Origin of the sequence: Streptomyces apricus (assembly GCF_008369065.1) — a bacterium.
GTDB lineage: Bacteria > Actinomycetota > Actinomycetes > Streptomycetales > Streptomycetaceae > Streptomyces > Streptomyces apricus.
This window is the reverse complement of the sequence record NZ_VDFC01000047.1, coordinates 395,424-416,386: the sequence shown is the minus strand read 5'-3', so window position 1 is coordinate 416,386 and position 20,963 is coordinate 395,424. Positions and strand designations below refer to the sequence as shown.

The 20,963-nt window shown below is 68.4% G+C and carries 19 protein-coding genes; 17 read left to right on the top strand and 2 right to left on the bottom strand.

Going from position 1 to position 20,963, the window contains the following annotated elements; translation table 11 throughout:
• Positions 1-149 precede the first annotated feature (149 nt).
• The 10 genes from FGF04_RS28295 to FGF04_RS28250 all read left to right on the top strand — a co-directional run bounded on the left by FGF04_RS28295 (position 150) and on the right by FGF04_RS28250 (position 11,307).
• Positions 150-809 (top strand): hypothetical protein, encoded by a 660-nt coding sequence (locus FGF04_RS28295; RefSeq protein WP_149514157.1) that lies wholly within the window; start codon positions 150-152, stop codon positions 807-809.
• Positions 797-1,849 carry a hypothetical protein gene (locus FGF04_RS28290; RefSeq protein ID WP_408055679.1) on the top strand — a complete coding sequence of 351 codons (1,053 nt, stop codon included), beginning with the start codon at positions 797-799 and terminating at the stop codon, positions 1,847-1,849. Before FGF04_RS28295 ends, FGF04_RS28290 begins: the two co-directional genes overlap by 13 nt.
• A gap of 96 nt (positions 1,850-1,945) precedes the next feature.
• A complete protein-coding gene (locus FGF04_RS28285; RefSeq protein WP_149514156.1) occupies positions 1,946-2,611 on the top strand; it encodes a hypothetical protein in 666 nt (221 codons plus the stop codon).
• Positions 2,612-2,926: 315 nt separating this feature from the next.
• On the top strand, positions 2,927-3,475 hold the full coding sequence (locus FGF04_RS28280; protein WP_149514155.1) for a YciI family protein: 549 nt from the start codon (positions 2,927-2,929) through the stop codon (positions 3,473-3,475).
• Positions 3,476-3,808: 333 nt separating this feature from the next.
• Positions 3,809-4,468 carry a hypothetical protein gene (locus tag FGF04_RS28275; protein ID WP_149514154.1) on the top strand — a complete coding sequence of 220 codons (660 nt, stop codon included), beginning with the start codon at positions 3,809-3,811 and terminating at the stop codon, positions 4,466-4,468.
• Positions 4,456-5,496, top strand: coding sequence for a hypothetical protein (locus FGF04_RS28270; protein ID WP_149514153.1), 1,041 nt, complete (start codon positions 4,456-4,458; stop codon positions 5,494-5,496). Before FGF04_RS28275 ends, FGF04_RS28270 begins: the two co-directional genes overlap by 13 nt.
• 135 nt (positions 5,497-5,631) lie before the next feature.
• Positions 5,632-10,152 carry an HNH/endonuclease VII fold putative polymorphic toxin gene (locus tag FGF04_RS28265; RefSeq protein WP_149514152.1) on the top strand — a complete coding sequence of 1,507 codons (4,521 nt, stop codon included), beginning with the start codon at positions 5,632-5,634 and terminating at the stop codon, positions 10,150-10,152.
• A 48-nt stretch (positions 10,153-10,200) separates the two neighbouring features.
• Positions 10,201-10,557, top strand: coding sequence for an Imm50 family immunity protein (locus tag FGF04_RS28260; RefSeq protein WP_188114265.1), 357 nt, complete (start codon positions 10,201-10,203; stop codon positions 10,555-10,557).
• Positions 10,558-10,701: 144 nt separating this feature from the next.
• Positions 10,702-10,983 (top strand): contact-dependent growth inhibition system immunity protein, encoded by a 282-nt coding sequence (locus tag FGF04_RS28255; protein ID WP_149514150.1) that lies wholly within the window; start codon positions 10,702-10,704, stop codon positions 10,981-10,983.
• 30 nt (positions 10,984-11,013) lie between these two features.
• Entirely contained in the window at positions 11,014-11,307 is a 294-nt protein-coding gene (locus tag FGF04_RS28250; RefSeq protein ID WP_149514149.1) for a hypothetical protein, read from the top strand.
• A gap of 16 nt (positions 11,308-11,323) precedes the next feature.
• On the opposite strand, the gene FGF04_RS28245 is transcribed toward FGF04_RS28250, so the two are convergent.
• On the bottom strand, positions 11,324-11,518 hold the full coding sequence (locus tag FGF04_RS28245; RefSeq protein ID WP_149514148.1) for a DUF397 domain-containing protein: 195 nt from the start codon (positions 11,516-11,518) through the stop codon (positions 11,324-11,326).
• 12 nt (positions 11,519-11,530) lie between these two features.
• On the bottom strand, positions 11,531-12,385 hold the full coding sequence (locus FGF04_RS28240) for a helix-turn-helix domain-containing protein (protein WP_149514147.1): 855 nt from the start codon (positions 12,383-12,385) through the stop codon (positions 11,531-11,533).
• 155 nt (positions 12,386-12,540) lie between these two features.
• Here FGF04_RS28240 and FGF04_RS28235 point away from each other — a divergent pair, with 155 nt between their 5' ends.
• The 7 genes from FGF04_RS28235 (at position 12,541) to FGF04_RS28200 (ending at position 20,861) form a co-directional block, all read left to right on the top strand.
• Positions 12,541-12,999, top strand: coding sequence for an ATP-binding protein (locus FGF04_RS28235; RefSeq protein ID WP_149514146.1), 459 nt, complete (start codon positions 12,541-12,543; stop codon positions 12,997-12,999).
• 155 nt (positions 13,000-13,154) lie between these two features.
• Entirely contained in the window at positions 13,155-14,537 is a 1,383-nt protein-coding gene (locus FGF04_RS28225) for a nitrate/nitrite transporter (RefSeq protein WP_149514145.1), read from the top strand.
• Positions 14,538-14,702: 165 nt separating this feature from the next.
• Positions 14,703-15,941 carry a uroporphyrinogen-III synthase gene (locus FGF04_RS28220; protein WP_149514144.1) on the top strand — a complete coding sequence of 413 codons (1,239 nt, stop codon included), beginning with the start codon at positions 14,703-14,705 and terminating at the stop codon, positions 15,939-15,941.
• Positions 15,942-16,092: 151 nt separating this feature from the next.
• Positions 16,093-16,686 (top strand): CGNR zinc finger domain-containing protein, encoded by a 594-nt coding sequence (locus tag FGF04_RS28215; protein ID WP_149514143.1) that lies wholly within the window; start codon positions 16,093-16,095, stop codon positions 16,684-16,686.
• 217 nt (positions 16,687-16,903) lie between these two features.
• The gene (locus tag FGF04_RS28210) at positions 16,904-17,425 is read left to right on the top strand and encodes a sigma-70 family RNA polymerase sigma factor (RefSeq protein ID WP_010039908.1); all 522 of its coding nucleotides are present in this window, start codon (positions 16,904-16,906) and stop codon (positions 17,423-17,425) included.
• Positions 17,426-17,463: 38 nt separating this feature from the next.
• Complete coding sequence (locus tag FGF04_RS28205; RefSeq protein ID WP_149514142.1) at positions 17,464-18,240, top strand: zf-HC2 domain-containing protein; 777 nt, start codon at positions 17,464-17,466, stop codon at positions 18,238-18,240.
• 83 nt (positions 18,241-18,323) lie between these two features.
• Positions 18,324-20,861 (top strand): HelD family protein, encoded by a 2,538-nt coding sequence (locus tag FGF04_RS28200; RefSeq protein ID WP_149514141.1) that lies wholly within the window; start codon positions 18,324-18,326, stop codon positions 20,859-20,861.
• The last annotated feature ends 102 nt before the right edge of the window (positions 20,862-20,963 follow it).

Genomic DNA, 20,963 nt, shown 5'->3' with positions numbered 1-20,963 from the left:
GGCCCCTGACCGGACCCGGGTGTCCCGTCCCACGCCTGTCCCAGTTTGGCCACGAGGCCGCCCGTGGGCACGGTTCGCTCTGGTGTCGTCTCCTGCCCCCTCGGTAGCGTGGTGGCGCTGTAGACCCCTCGCTTCACTGGGAGACAACTGTGAACCGCCGTCCCACTCTGCTCGCAGCGCTGACCCTGACCGCGGCCGCGGCCTTGACGCTGTCCGCCTGCGGTGGCGGCGACAGCGACGGGGGCAAGGCGAACGACAAGATTGCAGGAGCGGACACAGACACGAAGAAGTCGGCCTCACCGACCGCGTCGGAAGAGGCTGTCGCGAAGCGCCCGACGATCGACCTGCCGTCGGACTTCAAGCACAGCTTCACCCCGGACGGATCCGAGGACGCCGTCAAGGACGCGATCCTGAAGGACAACGCCGAACTCGTCCGCGCCCTCGACGCGGCCATCATCGCCCAGGACCCGCGGCTGCCGGCCTTGGAGTTCTACACGGAGGGCGAGGGCGCCGTAGCCGCTCAGAAGTGGGTGAAGGCGTTCTCGGACGCCGGTTGGACGGTCACCGGGAGCGTGCGTTACTTCGACCGCCAGGTCACGGTGAACTCCAAGAACGCGGCCTCGCTCAGCTATTGCGCGGACGAGAGCAAGGCGTTCAGCAAGGTCGTCAAGACCGGAGAGATCAAGAAGACCGAGGTCACCAAGAAGAGTTACGTCGCCTACGGCGCTCAGGTGGAGAAGAACGACGAAGGAGTCTGGGAACTCATGAAGATTTCCTCCACGCGAGGAGCTGACAGGTGCCAGCCATGAGTCGACTCCTCCGCCTGGCAGGGGCCGTGGTGGTGGCGGGCGCCCTCTGCACGATCTCACTTCCCTCCGCGAACGCCGAACCGATCCCGCCAGGCGGCGACGACTCGTTCGGCGGTGACTCCGGCAACGGACCCTCGGGCGATGTCAACGGCGACACCATCAGCTCCGTCGCAAGCGGCAAGATCGTCTACGACCGTTCGAAGAACGGCAGCGGCAGTTCCGTCGGAGCCGTGCGGCCCACCACGAACTGGACCCCGCCCGCCTGCTGGTACGCCCCGAAGTACACCCCGGAGCAGCTGGAGAAGTACCTGACGCCGATCTGGGAGGCGGGCTCGACGGGATACGAGTGGGACGCGACGCAGCGCGAGAGATACGTCGACGGCGCCCCGTACAAGGACTTCAACAAGGACAAGACCGGTAAGGGCTACTTCTGGGACTCGTACGTCAACGACAGCTTCCCGCCCGGCTGGGACAAGTGCACGGAGCAGCCGTTCTGGGTGGACACCGGTGACGCCCCGCCACCCGAGATCGAGAACGCCATCACCCCGGAGATGCTCGCCCAACTCGCGTACGCGGAGATCCGGGTGCCGGGCACCGAGGTGACTCTCGCTCCCGAGGGCACGACCAAGGTGAACCTGCCGACCTGGGCCTGGCTAGACGCCGCGGACTTCAAGCCGGTCTCCGTCACGGCATCCGTACCGGCGATCGGCATCCAGGCGACGACCACGGCGGAGCCGATCTCGCTGAAGATCGAGCCGGGTACGGCGGACGCCACGACGTACCCCGCGTCCGGCGTGTGCGAGCTGAACGGCAAGCAGATCGGCGAGGCGTACGCGAAGGGTAAGTCGGACCAGACCCCGCCGTGCGGCGTGAAGTACCTGCGCTCGTCGGGCGACGGCTCCTACCAGCTCCAGGCGACGGTCACGTGGAAGATCTCCTGGACGGGCACGGGCGTCAACCAGCCCCAGGACCTGCCGCCGGGCGAGTTCGGAGCGGACCAGGACGTGATCGTCGAGGAGATCCAGTCGGTCAACCGCTGACCGGCAATCGCTGAGCGGGGGCGGGCAGGCATTGCCCTCTCGCCCCCTCGGTAGCGTGGTGAAGCTGAAGACCCCTCGCTCCACCGGGAGACAACTGTGAACCGCCGTCCCACTCTGCTCGCAGCGCTCTCCCTGACAGCCGCTGCGGCCTTGACGCTGTCCGCCTGTGGTGGTGGTGACAGCGGCGGGGGGAAGTCGAACGACAAGATCGCGGGCGCGAACAACGACACCGACGCGAAGAAGTCGGCTTCGCCGACTGTGTCGGAGGAGGTCGCAGTCGGGCGCCCGGAGATCAATCTGCCGTCGGACATCGTCGACGAGTACGAGGACTGGAAGACCGGCGACGACGTGGAGGACACCGTTCTGGCGGACACCGCGGAGCGCATCGACGCGACGAACGACGCCATCGTCCGAGGCGACACGGGCGCTCCCGGCCTGCCGTTCTATTACCGGGACAAGGCGTTGAACGGCGCGGTGGAGTGGGTTCAGGAGTACAAGGACGCCAATCTCTCGTTCACCGGGACCACCCGCTACTACGACCCGAAGGTCACCCTGTCCGGCGCCACTACGGCGACAGTCGTCTACTGCGCGGACGAGAGCAGGGGGTTCAACAAGAACCGCGAGACCGGCAAGGTCGACAGGACTCCTTCAGACGAAAGCCCGTACGTGCTCTACAACACACGTCTGGAGAAGAGCGGGAAAGGCGTGTGGCAGACCGCGGCTCTGATCTCGAAGCGAGGGGACAAGACGTGCGCTGAATAGACGGGAAGAGTCGTTCGGTGGCCCTGGGCGAGGCTATGACTGTTCGGTTCTCCGCGCTGCCGGGCACAGTCGTGGCCAAGCGAAACGGCCGTACTTTCCGCCGTCCTGCCAGGCGCATCAGCATCAGGCCGTACGAGTACGCGCTGCTGCAACCGCTCGGTCCTGAGCAGGTCGACCGGCCCGTCGCGGCGGACGCCGTCCCGGCGACGCGGCTCGTCCTCGCCTTCGTGGTGGCCCACGCCGCTCGGGTTGCCCGGGTCGCCACCCTCATGAAACCCGCTCGACCGGGCCGTCCCTGTGAAGAGACTCTGGAGCATGGAGTTCCTCTGCTACCACCGCGACCGGCCCGGCTCCCTGTCGCTGCGCTACGAGCTGCTGGAAAAGCACTGGGCATACATGGACCAGTACGCGAAAGAAATGATCGCCCGGGGCCCGACCCTCGCCGCCGACGGTGACACACCCACCGGCAGCGTGCACATCGTCGATCTGCCCGACCCCGCCGCCGCCCGCAGGTTCGCCTTCGACGAGCCGAACTACCAGGCCGGCGTCTACCGGGACGTGCTGCTGCGACGCTGGCACAACATAATGGGGCGCACCATGTGGGACTTCCCCGGCGGCCGGACCGGTGGCAGCCGGTATCTGGTGCTCGGCCTCGGTACGGGGCAGGCCGCTGACAACGCGGTGCCGCCCGATCGGGACGATCTGATCGCCTATGGGCCACTGCTGTCGGATGACGGCGCCACCTGGCTGGGCACGGCGGCATTGGTCCAGGCGCAGGACCCGGACACGGCACGCGCCCTCCTGACCCCGGACCGGTACGCCGACATCGAGGTGCACAACTGGGAGTTCGGCGGGCGTCGGTGACGACTGAGGATGCCCTGGCCGGCGTCGCCGCTTTGCGTGGCGCATCCGGCCGGCACATTGCTGGTGGAGCGGACCAGGACGCGATCGTCCAGGAGATCGCGTCGATCAGCTGTTGATCGGTAGGGGAGCTCGGCGATCACGGTCCATCCGCATCTTCCACCACTTTCTGTCTTTGCAACGCAACATGTCCACGGCGTCGGTGGGCGGTCGGTCCCGTGCCTGTCCCAGTTTGGCCACGAGGCCGCCCGCTGCCATGGTTCGCTCTGGTGTCGTCTCCTGCCCCCTCGGTAGCGTGGTGGCGCTGTAGACCCCTCGCTTCACTGGGAGACAACTGTGAACCGCCGTCCCACTCTGCTCGCAGCGCTGACCCTGACCGCGGCCGCGGCCTTGACGCTGTCCGCCTGCGGTGGCGGCGACAGCGACGGGGACAAGTCGAACGACAAGATCGCGGGAGCGGACACCGGCACGAAGAAGTCGGCTTCGCCGACCCCCAGCCCGGTGGACTCCTCCAACCGTCCCAAGCTCACGCTTCCGCCGGACCTGAAGCTGACCTTCGAGACGCCGAAGACCGGGGACGAGGTCGAGGATGCGGTTCTCGCCGACAGCGCCGAGCGCATGCGTGCCGTGGACGCAGCGATCACTGGGACGGATCCCGAGGGAGAGGCCCTCGCCTACTACAACACGGGCAAGGCGCGCGAAGCCGCGCTTAATTGGGTCCAGCAGTTCAAGGATGCCGATGCCTCACTCACCGGAGAAGTGCGCTACTACGACCGGAACGTGACGCTCAAGAACAAGACCACGGCCCTGCTCACCTTCTGTGCGGACGAGAGCAAGGGCTTCAGCAAGGACAAGAAGACGGGCAAGGCCGACAAGACGCCTGTCACGAAGAACAGCTACGTCCTCTACAACACCAGGTTGGAGAGGAACAGCGAAGGAACGTGGCAGACGTCCCAGATCATCTCTACGAGGGGGGCGGCGCAATGCCAGCCGTAGGGCGAATCGCCGTGGGCGCGAGCGTGATGGCCGCGGTCACGGTACTGGCCGGTGGTCCTGCCGCTTGGGCGGACGTTGTGCCGGGCGGAAACGGCACAGGATCCGAGACTCAGGTGGACGGGGGCCAGAAGGGCCAGAAGGTGACTGCCACGGCCGGCGCCGTGGTCTTCGACCGTTCCAAGAACGGTTCCGGGAAGTCGGCCGGTCCGGTCACCTCCTCGGCGTCGAACTGGACCCCGCCTGCCTGCTACTACGCCCCGAAGTACACCCCGGAGCAGTTGGAGAAGTATCTGACGCCGATCTGGGAGGCGGGCTCGACGGGGTACGAGTGGGACGCCGAGCAGCGCAAGAAGTACGTCGATGGTGGCGAGTACAAGGACTTCAACAAGGAAAAGACCGGTAAGGGCTACTTCTGGGACTCCTACGTCACCGAGGGCAGGGAAGGCGACCCGGGCGCGCTGGACTGCACGGAGCCCCCGTTCTGGGTGGACACGGGTGATGCCCCACCGGCCAGGATCGACAACGCCATCACCCCCGAGATGCTGGCGCAGCTCGCGTACGCGGAGATCCGGGTGCCGGGCACCGAGGTGACTCTCGCTCCCGAGGGCACGACCAAGGTGAACCTGCCGACCTGGGCCTGGCTGGACGCCGCGGACTTCAAGCCGGTATCGGTGACGGCGTCCGTGCCGCTGCTGCAGGTCCAGGCGACGACCACCGCCGAGCCGATCTCACTGAAGATCGAGCCGGGCACGGCGGACGCGACGACGTACCCCGCGTCCGGCGTGTGCGAGCTGAACGGCAAGCAGATCGGCGAGGCGTACGCGAAGGGCAAGTCCGACCAGACCCCGCCGTGCGGCGTGAAGTACCTGCGCTCGTCGGGCGACGGCACGTACAAGCTCCAGGCGACGGTCACGTGGAAGATCTCCTGGACGGGCACGGGCGTCAACCAGCCCCAGGACCTGCCGCCGGGCGAGTTCGGAGCGGACCAGGACGTGATCGTCGAGGAGATCCAGTCGGTTAACCGCTGATCGGCAGAGTGCGTACGCACAGTGTTCCTGGGCTCCTCCTCACCTCGTGAGAAGGAGCCCAGGAGCCTTTGGTCGTGCGATAGCTTCGCTTGTGCGTACGGTTTCGTGCGGGGCAGTTGTGACGGGGGTTGCGGCGTGGCGGGGTATCGGCCGACGGACTGGCATGTGCTGGATCTGGAGAAGGATCCGACGCCGGGGGATCCGGTGCGGGTGAAGTCGTTGGCCAAGAGCCTGCACGATTTCGCTGATGATGTGCAGGATGCGTTGCGGTTGGTGCAGGGGATGGCGGGTGAGGATGCCGTCCTGACGATGGTCGGTAAGACGGCTGAGGTGTTTCGGGATGAGTTCTCCGGGGTGCCGAAGAATCTCAAGAAGCTGAAGAAGTCCTACGACCTGGCCGGTGATGCGCTGGCGGCGTACTGGCCCAAGCTGGAGCGCGCCCAGGCCCTCGCGGACAAGGCGCTGGCCAAGGGGCGTGAGGCGCAGTCCGATCTGTCCTCGGCCGATTCGTGGGTGACCCGCGCCAATAAGGAGGCGGACAAGTACAAGGACGACCCGACCGGTGGCAAGGACGTCGACAAGCCCGACGAGGCCAAGGTCCGGGCCGCCACCCGCGACGCGCAGAGCGCGAAGGATGCGCACACCGCCGCCCAGTCGGATGTGACCTCCGCGCAGAGCGCCCTGGACGCCGCGAAGAAGATGGCCGCTGATGCCCGTCAGATGCGCGAGGAGGCGGCCGGGGAGGCCAAGCGCAAGCTCGATGAAGCGTCCGATGCCGGGATTCAGAACCGCAAGTGGTACGAGGAGGTGGGGGACTGGTTCGTCGACAACTGGGACACCATCGTCGCCGTCTGCAAGGTCGTCGTCGCTGTCCTGGGGATCATCGCGCTGATCATCGGCGGGCCCATCCTGGGCGCGATCGTCCTCATTGCCGCTCTCGTCGTCCTCGCGGACACCCTGAACAAATACATGAAGGGGCAGGCATCTCTCTGGGATGTGGCTTTTGCCGCGCTGGACTGCATACCCGGGATGAAGGGCCTGACCACCCTCGGCGGACTCGCCAAGGGACTCAAGAGCTTGAACGGGCTCAAGGCCGGGATGAAGGGCATGGCCGCCGGTGTCCGGGGCCTGGGTAAATCGGCCCGGGGAGCCCTCGCCGACGGGGCGAAAGGTGCGTACAACCGGCTCAAGAGCAAGATCAAGGGGTGCGGAGACCCGGTCGACGCGGCCACGGGAGAGATGTTCCTGACGGACACGGATGTCACGCTCCCTGGCGTCCTGCCCCTGTCCTTCACCCGTCGGGTCGCTTCCGGCTACCGCACCGGCTGGTGGTTCGGCTCGACCTGGTCCTCCACGGTCGATCAGCGCCTTGAGGTCGACAAGGACGGAATCGTCTTCGTCACCGAGGACGGGATGCTGCTGCCCTATCCGCATCCAAAGACGCCTCTCATCCCGGTGCTGCCCGACGCCGGCCCTCGTTGGCCGCTCGTGCGCCTGGACACCGGCGGCTACCGGATCGACGATCCGACCACCGGGCACAGTCGGTACTTCTCGGTGGCACGGGAACGGTTGTGCCTGCTGGAGCGGTTGTCCGATCGCAAGGGCAACACGATCGACTTCGCCTACTCCGCTGACGGGGTACCTCGTTCGATCACGCATTCCGGTGGCTACCGCCTCACCCTGACCGTGGAAGAGGGCCGGGTGACCGCCCTCGTTCTAGCCGGCGCGGCGCAGGACGGCTCGGACACCACGATCAAGCAGTACGCCTACACGGACGGCAACCTCACTTCGGTCGTCAACTCGTCAGGCTTGCCGTTGCGGTTCACGTACGACGAGCGTCTTCGCGTCACGTCATGGAACGACACCAACAACAGCACCTACGCGTACAGGTACGACGACCGGGATCGTTGTGTGGCCCAGGGCGGCGAGGCCGGCCACGTCACCAACACCTTCGCCTACGACGGTACGGACCAGGCATGGCCCGGGTGCCGCGTCACCACGGTCACCTCGCCGGAAGGGGCGGCGTCCCGCTTCGTCATCAACGACAACTGTCAGGTGGTCGCCGAGATCGACCCGCTCGGTGGCACGACCCGTACCAGCTATGACGCCCACCACCACCTCGTCTCGACGTCCGACGAACTCGGGAACACCACGCGTCGCGTGAACAACGCCCTGGGCCAGGCCATGGAGGTGGTCTATCCCGATGGTGCGGTCGTCCGGTACCGCTTCAACGATCTGAATCTTCCCGTGTCCGTGGAACTGCCCGACGGGTCCCTGTGGACACAACGATTCGACGAAGTCGGCAACTGCACCGCCGTCACGGACCCGGCCGGGGTCACCACCCGCTACGCGTACACCGAGCGCGGCCACCTTTCCACGATCACCGACGCGCTCGGTCACGTCACGGTCGTTCGGTGCGACCCGGCGGGGCTGCCGCTGGAGAACACCAATCCCCTGGGCGCGGTCACAGCGTGGGAACGTGATGCGTTCGGGAGACCTGTCACCCGCACCGATCCCCTAGGGCATGTCACTCGCTTCTCCTGGACCGTCGAAGGGCTGCCCGCTCGCCGTGTCTCGCCGGACGGGACCGCCGAATCCTGGACCTATGACGGTGAGGGCAATTGCACGAGCCACACCGACCGAATGGGCAGGGTCTCCCGTTACGAGTACACCCACTTCGACCTGTTGGCGGCCCGCACAGGCCCGGACGGTGTTCGGCACGTGTTCGGCTACGACTCGTCCCTGCGTCTCACGGCTGTTGCCAACCCTCTCGGTGACACCTGGAACTACACGTACGACGCGGCGGGCAACCTCGTCTCCGAGACCGACTTCGACGGTCGCACACTGACCTACACATACGATGCGGCAGGGCGGTGCACCGCTCGCACCGACGTGCTCGAACAGACGGTGCGCTACCAGCGTGACGTGTTGGGACGAGTGGTGCGCAAGGATGCCCAGGGCCGGGTCACCACCTATGCCTACGATGCGACTGATCAGTTGGTGGAGGTGGACGGACCGGACGCCACACTGACCCGGCAGTACGACCGGGCGGGCCGTCTGATTGCCGAGACGGTCAACGGGCGGGCCATGCGCCATACCTACGATGAGCTGGGCCGTCGCACCCGCCGTACGACCCCGTCGGGCGCGGTGAGCACGTGGGAGTTCGACGCGGCGGACAACTGGACGCGACTGACCGCGTCGGGCCGCTCCATCGCCTTCACGCATGACGCGGCGGGACGCGAACTCGTGCGTCACATCGGAGAGTTCGCCACCCTGTCCGCGGTCTTCGACGAGTTGGGCCGCGTCACCACCGAATCGATCTCGACGGCCGTCGCCCCAGAGGTCCAGCGCCGGACCTACAGCTACCGTCAGGACGGCAACCTCGTAGGTCTCGACGACAAACTGAACGGCACGCGGAGCTACGAGCTGGACGCTGCGGGGCGTGTCACAGCCGTCCACGCCCGTGACTGGAGTGAGCGTTACGCCTACGACGAGGCCGGCAACCAGTCCGCCGCTGTCTGGCCGGCCTCGCACCCCGGCCAGGAATCTGTCGGCGATCGCCGCTACAGCGGCACCCGCATCGAGCGAGCAGGCAACACCAGGTACGAGCACGACGCACTCGGCCGGGTCACGCTTCGGCAGAAGACTCGTCTGTCGCGCAAACCGGACACCTGGCGCTACGAGTGGAACGCCGAGGACCAGCTCACCGCGGTAGTGACGCCCGACGGCACCTGCTGGCGCTACCACTACGACCCTCTGGGGCGCCGCACAGACAAACAACGTCTCGCACCCGACGGTGAGACAGTCGTCGAGCGGATCGAATTCACCTGGGACGACAGCGTTCTGTGCGAGCAGACGACGGTGGCTCCGGAGCTGCCTGATCCCGTGACCGTGACGTGGGACCACGACGGCTTGCGCCCGATATCGCAAACCGAACGCATCACCGTCGCCGACGCGCCTCAGCGCGATGTGGACTCCCGTTTCTTCGCCATCGTCACCGATCTCATCGGCACACCCACCGAACTCATCGACGAGTCGGGTGCCCTCGCCTGGCGCGCTCGGGCCACCCTCTGGGGTGCGACGGCCTGGGCCTCCAACAGCACGACGTACACGCCCCTGCGTTTTCCGGGCCAGTACTACGACGCCGAAACCGGCTTGCATTACAACTACTTCCGGCATTACGACCCCGAGACGGCTCGCTATCTCAGCTCAGATCCATTGGGACTTGAGCCCGACCCGAACCCGTTCACCTACGTAGACAATCCGCATAGGTGGACGGACCCTCTGGGGCTGGCGCCCAAATCCTGCACGGACATGCCGTCACACAAGACGGCGCCTAGCCGGAACGCGGCCTTCAGGATGGCAAAGCGCGACCTGGGCCTTCCTATGACCCAGCAACCGGACGAACTGCGTAAGGTTCCGATGACAGACCGCACGGGGCGCCAGATCATGGATGAGAGCGGCAAACCGGTGATGACCCGCGAATACGTCTATACGAGGGAAGACGGAAGCCAGGTAATTATCCAGGATCATTCTGCTGGCCACGACTTCAGGGAGGGTGGTGTCGGAAACCAGGGTCGGCACTACAACGTGCGTCCGGGCGACAACCCGCGCACAGGCAAGGTTCCCGGAACCGCACAGCACTACGAGTACTAGATCCAGCGAGGAAATATGTCTTGGACGGCCCTATTGGACAACCCTCAGGTGATTGATTCCATCTATCGCGGCTCGCCTCCGCGACTGGAGGGAGTGAATATTCACGAAGTCGTCCTGAGCAGGGAAGGTCCTTCGCTTCGCGTACGGTTTGACCTGCAGGAATATCCGGCACAAGCTCCACGTAAGTGGCAATTGCAGGGATTTAACACGGTGCAAGTCCAGTTGCACTTCGGGGGTTTGCGCAGTGTGGAGATCGATGGTTTCTCCGTGCAGCCAGTAGGTGACATCGATATTTCGAAGGACGGGATGGTTGAAGTTGTCATCTCTTCGAGGGAAACCCGCATCCGAGCGGTCGCGGATAATGTATACGTTGAAAAGATGAATGCTTACATGGATGGTCCCTGAAATTCGATTCGGCAGTTCGTTCAGTGGAGGGGGCGATCCAAGTTGTCGCTTCATCAAGTGGGGCCAGTATCCGGGCGATCGCCGATACCGTCCATGCAGAAGTAGTGCCGGATTTGACGAGAGGGCTTGGTGATGGTGCAGCCCGTGGAGCGTGATCGCTCGCTTGAGCAACTTGAAGGCCGACGCTGGCCGGAGCCTCCCGAGGACACGACCGCCATGGTCAAGAACGTGCACGAACTGCGTCGCCGCCCAGTCGGGACGCTGGCCCCGGACGAGCTGGCACGTTTGATCGGCCAGGACGTCGGCTTGCCCTGGTTGCTCTCTCTGGCCGTGAAGATCCTCAAAGACACCGCATCGAAACAGGCCACGGGCGGTTGGTGCGACGACGAGTTGTTGCCCGCGAAACGCCGTGCCCGTGCCCGGTGAGAAAGGAGATGCCGGGGGTACACGCGTGCCATGGCGTCGAAGAGCGAGCACTCCAGGCTTCTGCGGGCCGTACGGCAGCTGCGCCGGGTCCGGGCTTTCTACGCGGCGGGTGCCCTGCTATGGGCTGCGCTGGCCGCCTGGGTGGGATGGCGGTATCCGGGGAGCCGGCAGATGTGGGTGTCCGTGTCCCTCACAGTGGTCTTCACCGGCCTGCTGTCCGTGGCGTCCGTGTGGCTCGTCCGCCTGCAGGCCGTCCGCTCGGAGAAGCCGGCGGGCCGGACCGTTTCCGGCGGGATGGCCCTCGGCAAGCGGGCGAACGCCTGAACCCACCGCCTGGCGTTCAAGTGGCCCGCGGAGACGGGTGCGCCTTCAGGGTGCGTATCAGGGCGTGCAGGCGCGGGCGGGTCGTTATGAGGATGGTGTCCGGGGTGTCGCTCTCGCGCAGGTGGATCTGGCCTGTCGGAGTGGCCGCCACGTAGACGCAGTTCGAACTGTCGCCGCTGTACGTGGACTTCTGCCAGTTAAGGGCGGGCATGGTCGGTCCCTCTCAGATGTCCTGGACGAGGTGGTGGATGAAATCGCGTGACTCCGCGGGGGCGAGCGCGCAGGAGTCCATGCGGTCCAGCACGGAACGGTACTTGCTCAACTGTGCCTCCGCGTCGAGGAAGCCGCAGCCGCCGTGGTGTGTGTCCAGCTGGACGGTGTCGAGTTGCTGGACCGCGCCTTCGAGGTAGTCGAAGGACTGACCCGTGCTCGGAAAATGATCGGCGCCGAAACGGATCACCCTGATCGAGACATGGGTCAGTTCGCTCATGTCGATGAGATGCCGGAGCTGAGCGCGAGTTACGGCCGGGCCGCCGAAGCCCATGCGGAGTGCGGCCTCGTGGATGATCGCCGCGTACGGGGGAGGGTTCTCCCTGTGCAGGATGCCCTGCCGCTTCATGCGATGCGTGAGGCGGTGCTCGACCTCGTACTGCCGCATGGGCGGCGCCACTTGTTGGAACAGAGCTCGTGCGTGATCCGTCGTCTGCAGCAAGGCCGGGACGTGGATGATGAGCGCCACGCGCAGACCGACGGCGTGGTGCTCAAGTTCGGCGAGGTCGATCAGCGTGGCCGGTAGGTGCTCCCGGTACTCGTCCCACCACCCACGCTGCCGTCCACCGGTCATCGCGGCCAGCGCATCGACGAAGGCGTGGTCGGTGCAGCTGTAGCTGCTGGCGAAGGCGCGGACACGGTCGGCGCTGACGGCGTACCGGCCTGCCTCGATGTTGCTGATCTGCGCCTGCTTGAGGCCGAGCAGTTCCGCGGCGGCACCGGACGTCAGTCCCGCGTACTCCCGGAGTTTGCGCAGTTCGGTACCCAGGCGCTGCTGGCGCAGGGTGGGGACGGTACTGGGTGGCACTGAAGCCTCTCTCGTCATGACGCGCCCCCTCTGGTCACCCACAAGAAGGAACTATCAATTCTTTCTCTCGATGGATGTAAAACTTTACATCCATCTCCCTTACGGTGAGTCTCGCGTCGCTCAACTCCCCTCTTTTCTCCCTCCCGGAGGCACCCATGGTCACCGTAGCCCCGCTCGACACCTGGACGTACGCCCTTCGGCTGCCCCATGACCCCCGCGCCGCACGCGTCGCACGTATGACCGTGCGGGCCGCCCTCAGTGGGCACGGAATGGCTCACGCCCTCGACACCGTCGAGCTGCTGGCGTCCGAGTTGGTCACCAACGCGTACCGGCACACGAAAGGGCCCGCCTCACTGCGGTTGACCGCCCTCGGGGACGGGCGGCTGCGCGTCGGCGTGTGGGACAGCAGCCCGCACGTTCCCGCGCCCTTCGGTGAGCCCCCCGGTGCACGGGTCCCGCTCGTCCCGGTCGATGCCGAAGGAGGGCGCGGGCTGCTGCTCGTACGGGAGTGCGCGAGCACCTGGGGCGGCTGGTCGTTCGGCCGACGGGACGGCCTGCCCGGACGTGCCGACGCCGGGAAGCTGCTGTGGTTCGAGGTCCAGGGCCAGGGCTAGAGCAGGTGGAGAGGGCGGTCCCGCCGCAGACCCTCACGGCGCCTCCCGGCCGAGGGTGAGAGCAACGTTCCCCCGTGGTCACCCACAGCCACAGCGCGGAAACGCGTCGTCCCTACCTTCGGAACCACCACCCGGAGAGATCGTGGAGGCGTGAGATGACAGCCCCGAGCAGCAGCACCGCACCGCGCAAGGGAGGCCGCTGGATCGAGCGGTGGGACCCCGAGGACGAGGCGTTCTGGAAGGAGACGGGGGAGAAGGTCGCCCGGCGGAACCTGCTCTTCTCCGTCCTGTCCGAGCACATCGGGTTCTCCATCTGGACCCTCTGGTCGGTCATGGTGCTCTTCATGGGGCCCGAGTACGGGCTCACCCCCGCCGACAAGTTCTTCATCATCTCGATGGCCACGCTGGTCGGCGCCGTCGTGCGCGTGCCGTACACCTTCGCGGTCGCCCGGTTCGGCGGCCGGAACTGGACCATCATCGCGGCCGGCATGCTGCTCGTCCCGACGATCGCCGCCTTCGTGGTGATGGAGCCGGGCACGTCCTTCGGGACCTTCCTCGTCTGTGCCATGCTCGCCGGGGTCGGCGGCGGGAACTTCGCTTCCTCCATGACCAACATCAACTCCTTCTTCCCGCTGCGGAAGAAAGGGTGGGCGCTCGGACTCAACGCCGGCGGCGGCAACATCGGCGTCCCCGTCGTGCAGCTCGTCGCGCTCGCCATCATCGGGGCGAACGGCGGACCGCGGGTGCTGCTCGGCATCTACATCCCGCTCATCGTCCTCGCCACCGTCCTGGGCGCCCGTTACATGGACAACATCGCGGCCGTGAAGAACGACACCGGGGCCGCCAAGGAGGCCGTCAGGGACCCCCACACCTGGGTCATGTCCCTCCTCTACATCGGGACCTTCGGGTCGTTCATCGGCTACAGCTTCGCGTTCGGGCTCGTCCTCCAGACGCAGTTCGGGCGTACGCCGCTGGAGTCGGCGTACGTCACCTTCATCGGGCCGCTGCTCGGTTCGCTGATCCGGCCCGTCGGCGGCCGGCTCGCCGACCTGTACGGCGGTGCCCGCATCACCCTGTGGAACTTCGTCGGCATGGGCGCCGCGACCGCCGTCATCGTGGTCGCCTCCATGGAGGAGTCGCTGGCCCTGTTCACCTGCGCCTTCATTGTGCTGTTCGTGCTGACCGGGCTCGGCAACGGCTCCACGTACAAGATGATCCCCGGCATCTTCCAGGCCAAGGCCACCGCCCTCGGGCTGACCGGCGAGGAGGCCGCCTCGTACGGGCGGCGGCTGTCCGGGGCCTCCATGGGGCTCATCGGCGCGGTGGGCGCCCTTGGCGGGCTCGGCATCAACCTGGCCTTCCGGCAGTCGTTCCTCAGCGCCGGATCCGGCACCGGGGCCTTCGTCGCCTTCCTCGCCTTCTACGCGGTCTGCTTCGCGGTCACCTGGGCCGTATACCTTCGCCGCCCGCTGACCGCCGACCGCCACGCCGCCGTCGCGTCGGGGACGAAGACCCAGCTCAGCTACGCCGAGGTGTGACCCGGCGCGCGACGTAACACGGGTGACATCGAGCGGAACCGAGCCTGTCACGCATGATTGACAGGCTCGGTCGTCCGTCGTGAGACGGGCAGGCGGGACGCCCCAACCCAGCGGGTGACGCGGACGAACACCACTCCAGCGGGACGAGAGCCATCCATGCCATCCATGCCATTCAGCCACGAGGAACCGCAACAACCGGATCAGCCGGATCAGCCGCAACAAGCGGATCAGCCGGATCAGCCGGGTCGTCACGACCGGCAGGGGCACGGTCCACAGGAGCACGGGCCGCTCGCCGGGTTCACCGTCGGGGTGACCGCCGCCCGGCGCGCCGACGAGCTCGGCGCCCTGCTCCAGCGCCGCGGGGCCGCGGTCCTGCACGCCCCCGCCCTGCGCATCGTGCCGCTCGCCGACGACAGCGAACTGCTGGCGGCCACCAAGCAGCTCATCGACCAGGCCCCGGACATCGTGGTCGCGACCACCGCCATCGGATTCCGCGGCTGGGTCGAGGCCGCCGACGGATGGGGGCTGGGGGAGCACCTGCTCGACGTGCTGCGCGGGGTCGAACTCCTCGCCCGAGGACCCAAGGTCAAAGGTGCCGTACGGGCACAAGGGCTGACCGAGGAATGGTCGCCGTCCTCCGAATCCATGGCCGAGGTGCTCGACCGGCTGCTGGACGAAGGTGTCGAAGGGCGCCGGATCGCGGTCCAGCTGCACGGCGAGCCGCTGCCCGGCTTCGTCGAGTCGCTGCGGGCGGCCGGCGCGGAGGTCGTCGGCGTCCCCGTGTACCGGTGGATGCCGCCGGAGGACATCGGGCCGCTGGACCGGCTGCTCGACGCCGCCGTCACCCGCGGCCTGGACGCGCTGACCTTCACCAGCGCCCCGGCCGCCGCCTCGCTGCTGGGCCGCGCCGAGGAGCGCGGGCTGCTGCCCGAACTGCTCACCGCCCTCGGCCACGACGTGCTGCCCGCCTGCGTCGGCCCCGTCACCGCGCTGCCGCTGCAGGCCAGGGGGATCGACACGGTCCAGCCGGAACGCTTCCGGCTCGGCCCCCTCGTCCAGGTGCTGTGCAAGGAACTGCCGTCCCGGGCGAGGACGCTGCCGATCGCCGGGCACCGGGTCGAGATCCGCGGGCATGCGGTGCTGGTGGACGACGAGCTGCGGCCCGTGCCGCCCGCCGGCATGTCGCTGCTGCGCGCGCTGTCCCGGCGGCCGGGCTGGGTGGTGGCCCGGGCCGAGCTGCTGCGGGCGCTGCCCGGCGCGGGCCGGGACGAGCACGCCGTGGAGACCGCGATGACCCGGCTGCGTACGGCGCTGGGCACGCCCAAGCTCATCCAGACCGTGGTCAAGCGCGGCTACCGGCTGGCACTCGACCCGGCCGCCGACGCCAAGTACGCCGACGCCTGACAGGGCGGCCGCCCGCCCCGTGCGGCTACCCCGTCCCGCGGGGCTTCCCGCCGCGCACCGGGGAAGGCACTGTAGGGGGTACGGGCCGGCGCCCGCTTCCCGCTCCCTCACCGACCCCTCCTGGCGGCAACCCCAAGGCGGTGACAGGCACATGGCACTGGGCACGGCCACGGCCCCGTACGAGCTGCGGTTCGACTCCGGGCGGATCTGTCTCGATCTCCTGGCGACCACGCACCCCGAGGAACGGATCGGTTCGGCCGACCCGCTGCGGGCCTGGATCACCGGATCCGGCCTCGTCCCGGCGGACACGCCCCTCGCCTCGGCCGACTCCTCCTGGGTCGTGGCCTTCTGCGAACTGCGCGGCCAGATAGGCCAGTTGGTGCGCGGCGAGCCGTCCCGGGAGTCGGGGTCCTTCGCGGCGGCGCTGGCCCGGGTCAACGAACTCGCCCGCACCGCACCGCCCGTACCGTCGGCGGTGTGGGACCCCGCCGGCTCGCTCGTGCGCGTGCTGTGCGCCCCGCCGACCTGCGCCGCACTCCTCGCGGCGGTCGCCCGGGACACCGTGGAACTGCTGACGGACCCGGCGGCCCGGGCGGGCATCCGCCAGTGTGAGGGAGACAACTGCCCGATCGTGTACCTGGATACGTCCAGGGGGCGTCGTCGCAGGTGGTGCTCCAGTGAGGTGTGCGGAAACCGCGAGCGGGTGGCCAGGCACCGGCGCAGAGCAGCCCTCGCACGGGCTTAGTATCTGCCGTGGACCCCCCGTGAACGACTTGTGGAGCACATGAGGAGAACGAATCCTCGTGTCTCCCACAAAGAATTCCATTCACTTTGAACAGCGCAACGCCCGCACCCGTATCCGGAGATGAGCGACCGACTGGGGGATCCCCCGGACACCGGAGGTAGGCGTGCGCAAGGATTCCGCCGTGGCCGATGAACGATCGCCGAGGGCCCGACATCGCATGTCCCAGCCCTCGGAACCTGACGAGGAGCTGATGCGTGCGCTGTACCGCGAACACGCCGGCCCTTTGCTCGCCTATGTGCTGCGGCTGGTCGCCGGGGACCGCCAGCGCGCGGAGGATGTCGTCCAGGAGACGCTCATCCGCGCCTGGAAGAACGCCGGTCAGCTCAATCGGGCGACCGGTTCGGTGCGCCCCTGGCTGGTGACGGTCGCCCGACGGATCGTCATCGACGGGCACCGCAGCCGGCAGGCCCGGCCGCAGGAGGTGGACCCGTCGCCGTTGGAGGTCATTCCCGCGGAGGACGAGATCGACAAGGCGTTGTGGCTGATGACACTCTCTGACGCGCTCGACGACCTGACCCCCGCCCACCGGGAGGTACTGGTCGAGACGTACTTCAAGGGGCGTACCGTGAACGAAGCGGCCGAAACCCTGGGAATACCCAGCGGCACGGTGCGCTCACGGGTGTTCTATGCCCTGCGTTCGATGAAGCTCGCACTTGAGGAGCGGGGGGTGACGGCATGAGCACATACGGGGGATACGGAACGGGTAGTCCTGGTTCCATGCAAAGTTCGCAAGGGCAGGGCGATCTGCACGAGACGGTGGGTGCCTATGCGCTGGGCATCCTCGACGACGCCGAGGCAACCGCTTTCGAGGAGCACCTCGCGACCTGCGAGTGGTGCGCGCAGCAGCTCGACGAGCTCGCCGGCATGGAGCCCATGCTCGCCGCCCTCGCGGACCTGCCGGGCACCCGCGGCACACCGGCCATCGGCGAGACCCTGGCCGTCCGCCCGAGCCCGCAGCTCGCGGACCGGCTGGTCGACGAGGTGTCCGAGCGGCGCGCCAAGAAGCGCCGGCGCGGCTTCTACCTGGTCGCGGCAGCGGCGGCACTGATCATCGGCGGCCCCGTCACCGCGATCGCCGTCACGGGCGGCGACACGACGCAGCAGGCGGCGCCCGAGCAGACGGTCAGCCCCGCCAAGCAGGTGTTCTCCGACACGGCGGCCAAGGACAAGGTCCAGGCCACGGACGCGAGCACCCAGGTCAGCCTCGCGGTCGGCATGGACAGCAAGCCGTACGGGACCGGGCTCGCCATGGAGCTGAAGAACGTCAAGGGCCCGCAGAAGTGCTCGCTCATCGCCGTCGGCAAGGACGGCGAGCGGGAGACGGCGACCACCTGGACCGTCCCGAAGTGGGGCTACGGCATCGAGGGCGCCGCCACCGAGCTGGCCAGGAACCCGCTCTACCTGCAGGGCGCCGTCGCCATGAAAACGGCCGACATCGACCACTTCGAGGTCGTCACCTTCGACGGCGACAAGCTGGCCGAGGTCGACGTGTAGGCGGATCGGGAGCGGAAACGTAGCCCGCCGGGCTTCCCTTCGCGTACGGTTGACGGCTGCCATGCACGTCAGAAGGGGGCCCGGTGGCCGCTCAGGTTCAGCAGGAAACGGCGCTCGATCCGGTAGGCGACTCCGTGCGCGACCGTGAGATCGGCGTCGAACAGGAACACCTGGACCGGGTGTACCAGCGTCTTGAGGAGAAGATCCACGAGGCGGAGTTCCTGATGAACGACGCCGCCCAGCGCGGCCAGGTCGGTACACCCGGGGCACTCGCGGAGCGTGACGCGCAGGTGTTCCGGGCGGGGATCCACCTCAACCGCCTGAACAACGAGTTCGAGGACTTCCTCTTCGGACGCATCGACCTCCTCCCCGGCAAGGACGGCAAGAAGGGCCCGGACGGCGCGTACACCGCCGTCGAGCCCGCCGAGGGCGCCGTCAGGGCCGACAACACCGCCGACATCGCGGAGACGCTCCACATCGGCCGCATCGGCGTCCTGGACGCCGAGTACGCGCCGCTGGTCATCGACTGGCGGGCCCCGGCGGCCGCGCCGTTCTACCGCTCCACGCCGGTCGACCCCGGCCGGGTCGTACGCCGCCGGGTCATCCGCTCCAAGGGCCGCAAGGTCCTCGGGGTCGAGGACGACCTGATGCGCCCGGAGCTCAAGGCCACGCTGGACGGGACCGAGCTGGCGGTGATCGGCGACGGCGCGCTCATGGCCGCGCTGGGCCAGGCCCGCAGCCACACCATGCGGGACATCGTCGCGTCCATCCAGGCCGAGCAGGACCAGGTCATCCGGGCGCCCGCCGCGTCCGTGACCTACGTGGAGGGCGGCCCCGGCACCGGCAAGACGGCCGTCGCCCTGCACCGGGCCGCCTACCTGCTCTACCAGGACCGCAGGAGGTACGCGGGCGGCATCCTCATCGTCTCGCCCACGCCGCTGCTGGTCGCGTACACCGAGGGCGTCCTGCCCTCCCTCGGCGAGGAGGGACAGGTCGCCATCCGCGCGGTCGGCTCCCTGGTCGACGGCGCCGAGGCCACGCAGTACGACGCGCCGGCGGTGGCCCGGGCCAAGGGCTCCTACCGGATGCTGAAGGTGCTGCGGAAGGCGGCGCGGGGGGCGCTGGAGGGGACGGGCGGGCCGGCCGGGCGTCCCGGGGCCGACCGGGCCGGTTCCGCCGCGTCCGGGCAGGCCGTCTCCGGGCAGCTCGCGTTCGGCGAGGAGGTCGATGCCGGTGTCGACGGCGCAGGCGTCGACGGTGCCGGGGAGGACGGGCCGGGCGGCGCCGGCACGCGGGCCCCGGCGGCCCCGCCCACCCGGCTGCGCGTCGTCGCCTTCGGGCGCCGGCTGGAGCTGGAGGCCCCGGAGCTGGACCGCATCCGCAACAACGCGCTCTCCGGGACCGCACCGGTCAACCTGCTGCGCCCGCGCGCCCGCAAGCTGCTGCTCGACGCCCTCTGGTCGCGCTCCGGCGCCGGCAGCCGGCACACGGACCCCGAGCTGGCCGCCGAACTGCGCTCGTCGTTCGACGAGGACGTCAGCTCCGAGGACGCCTTCATCGCGTTCCTCGACGCCTGGTGGCCCGAGCTGACCCCGCGCGCCGTGCTGGCCGCCATGTCCGACGAGCGGCGGCTCGGCCGCTGGGCGCGGCGCATCCTCACCCCCGGCGAGGTGCGCCGGGTGGCCCGCTCCCTCAAGCGGGACGGGCTCTCCGTGCACGACGTGGCCATGCTGGACGAGCTGGAGGCGATCGTCGGCACCCCGGCCCGCCCCCGCAGGAAGCGCGACCTCGACCCGCTCGACCAGCTGACGGGCCTCGAAGAGCTCATGCCCCAGCGCGAGGAGACGCAGCGCGAGCGGGCCGAGCGGCTGGCCCAGGAGCGCACGGAGTACGCGCACGTCATCGTCGACGAGGCGCAGGACCTCACGCCCATGCAGTGGCGCATGATCGGCCGCCGCGGCCGGCACGCCACCTGGACGGTGGTCGGCGACCCCGCCCAGTCGTCCTGGTCCGACCCGGACGAGGCCGCCGAGGCCCGTGACGAGGCGCTCGGCAGCCGGCCGCGCCGCCGCTTCACGCTCACCGTGAACTACCGCAACCCGGCCGAGATCGCCGAACTCGCCGCCAAGGTGCTGGCCCTCGCCATGCCCGGCTCCGAGTCCCCGTCCGCGGTCCGCTCCACGGGCGTGCGCCCGCGCTTCGTGACCGCGGCGGGCGGCGGGCAGGCGGGGGACCGGGCGACCGGACAGGGCGCCGCTGCCCGGGACCGGGACCGCGACCGGGACGCGCTGGCGAGGACCGTGCGGGAGGAGGCCGCCCGGCTGCTCGACCAGGTGGACGGCACGGTCGGCGTCGTCGTCGCCATGAACCGCCGGGCCGAGGCCGCGCGGTGGCTCGCCGGGCTCGGGGACCGCGTGGTGGCGCTGGGCAGCCTGGAGGCCAAGGGCCTGGAGTACGACGCCACGGTGGTCGTCTCGCCCGCCGAGATCGCCGACGAGTCACCGGCCGGGCTGCGCGTGCTGTACGTGGCGCTGACCCGGGCGACCCAGCAGCTCACCATCGTCTCGGCGGCCCGGGACGAACCGGACGCGGACGGAGTGCCGGACCTGCTGCGGGACTGAGGGGGCCCGCGGGTGGTCCACCGGGGGAGACCCGCGGGCGGACCACCGAAAGGAACCCGCGGGTGAACCGGGGGGCCGTCCTCGTGAAGCTTTCCTGTGAAC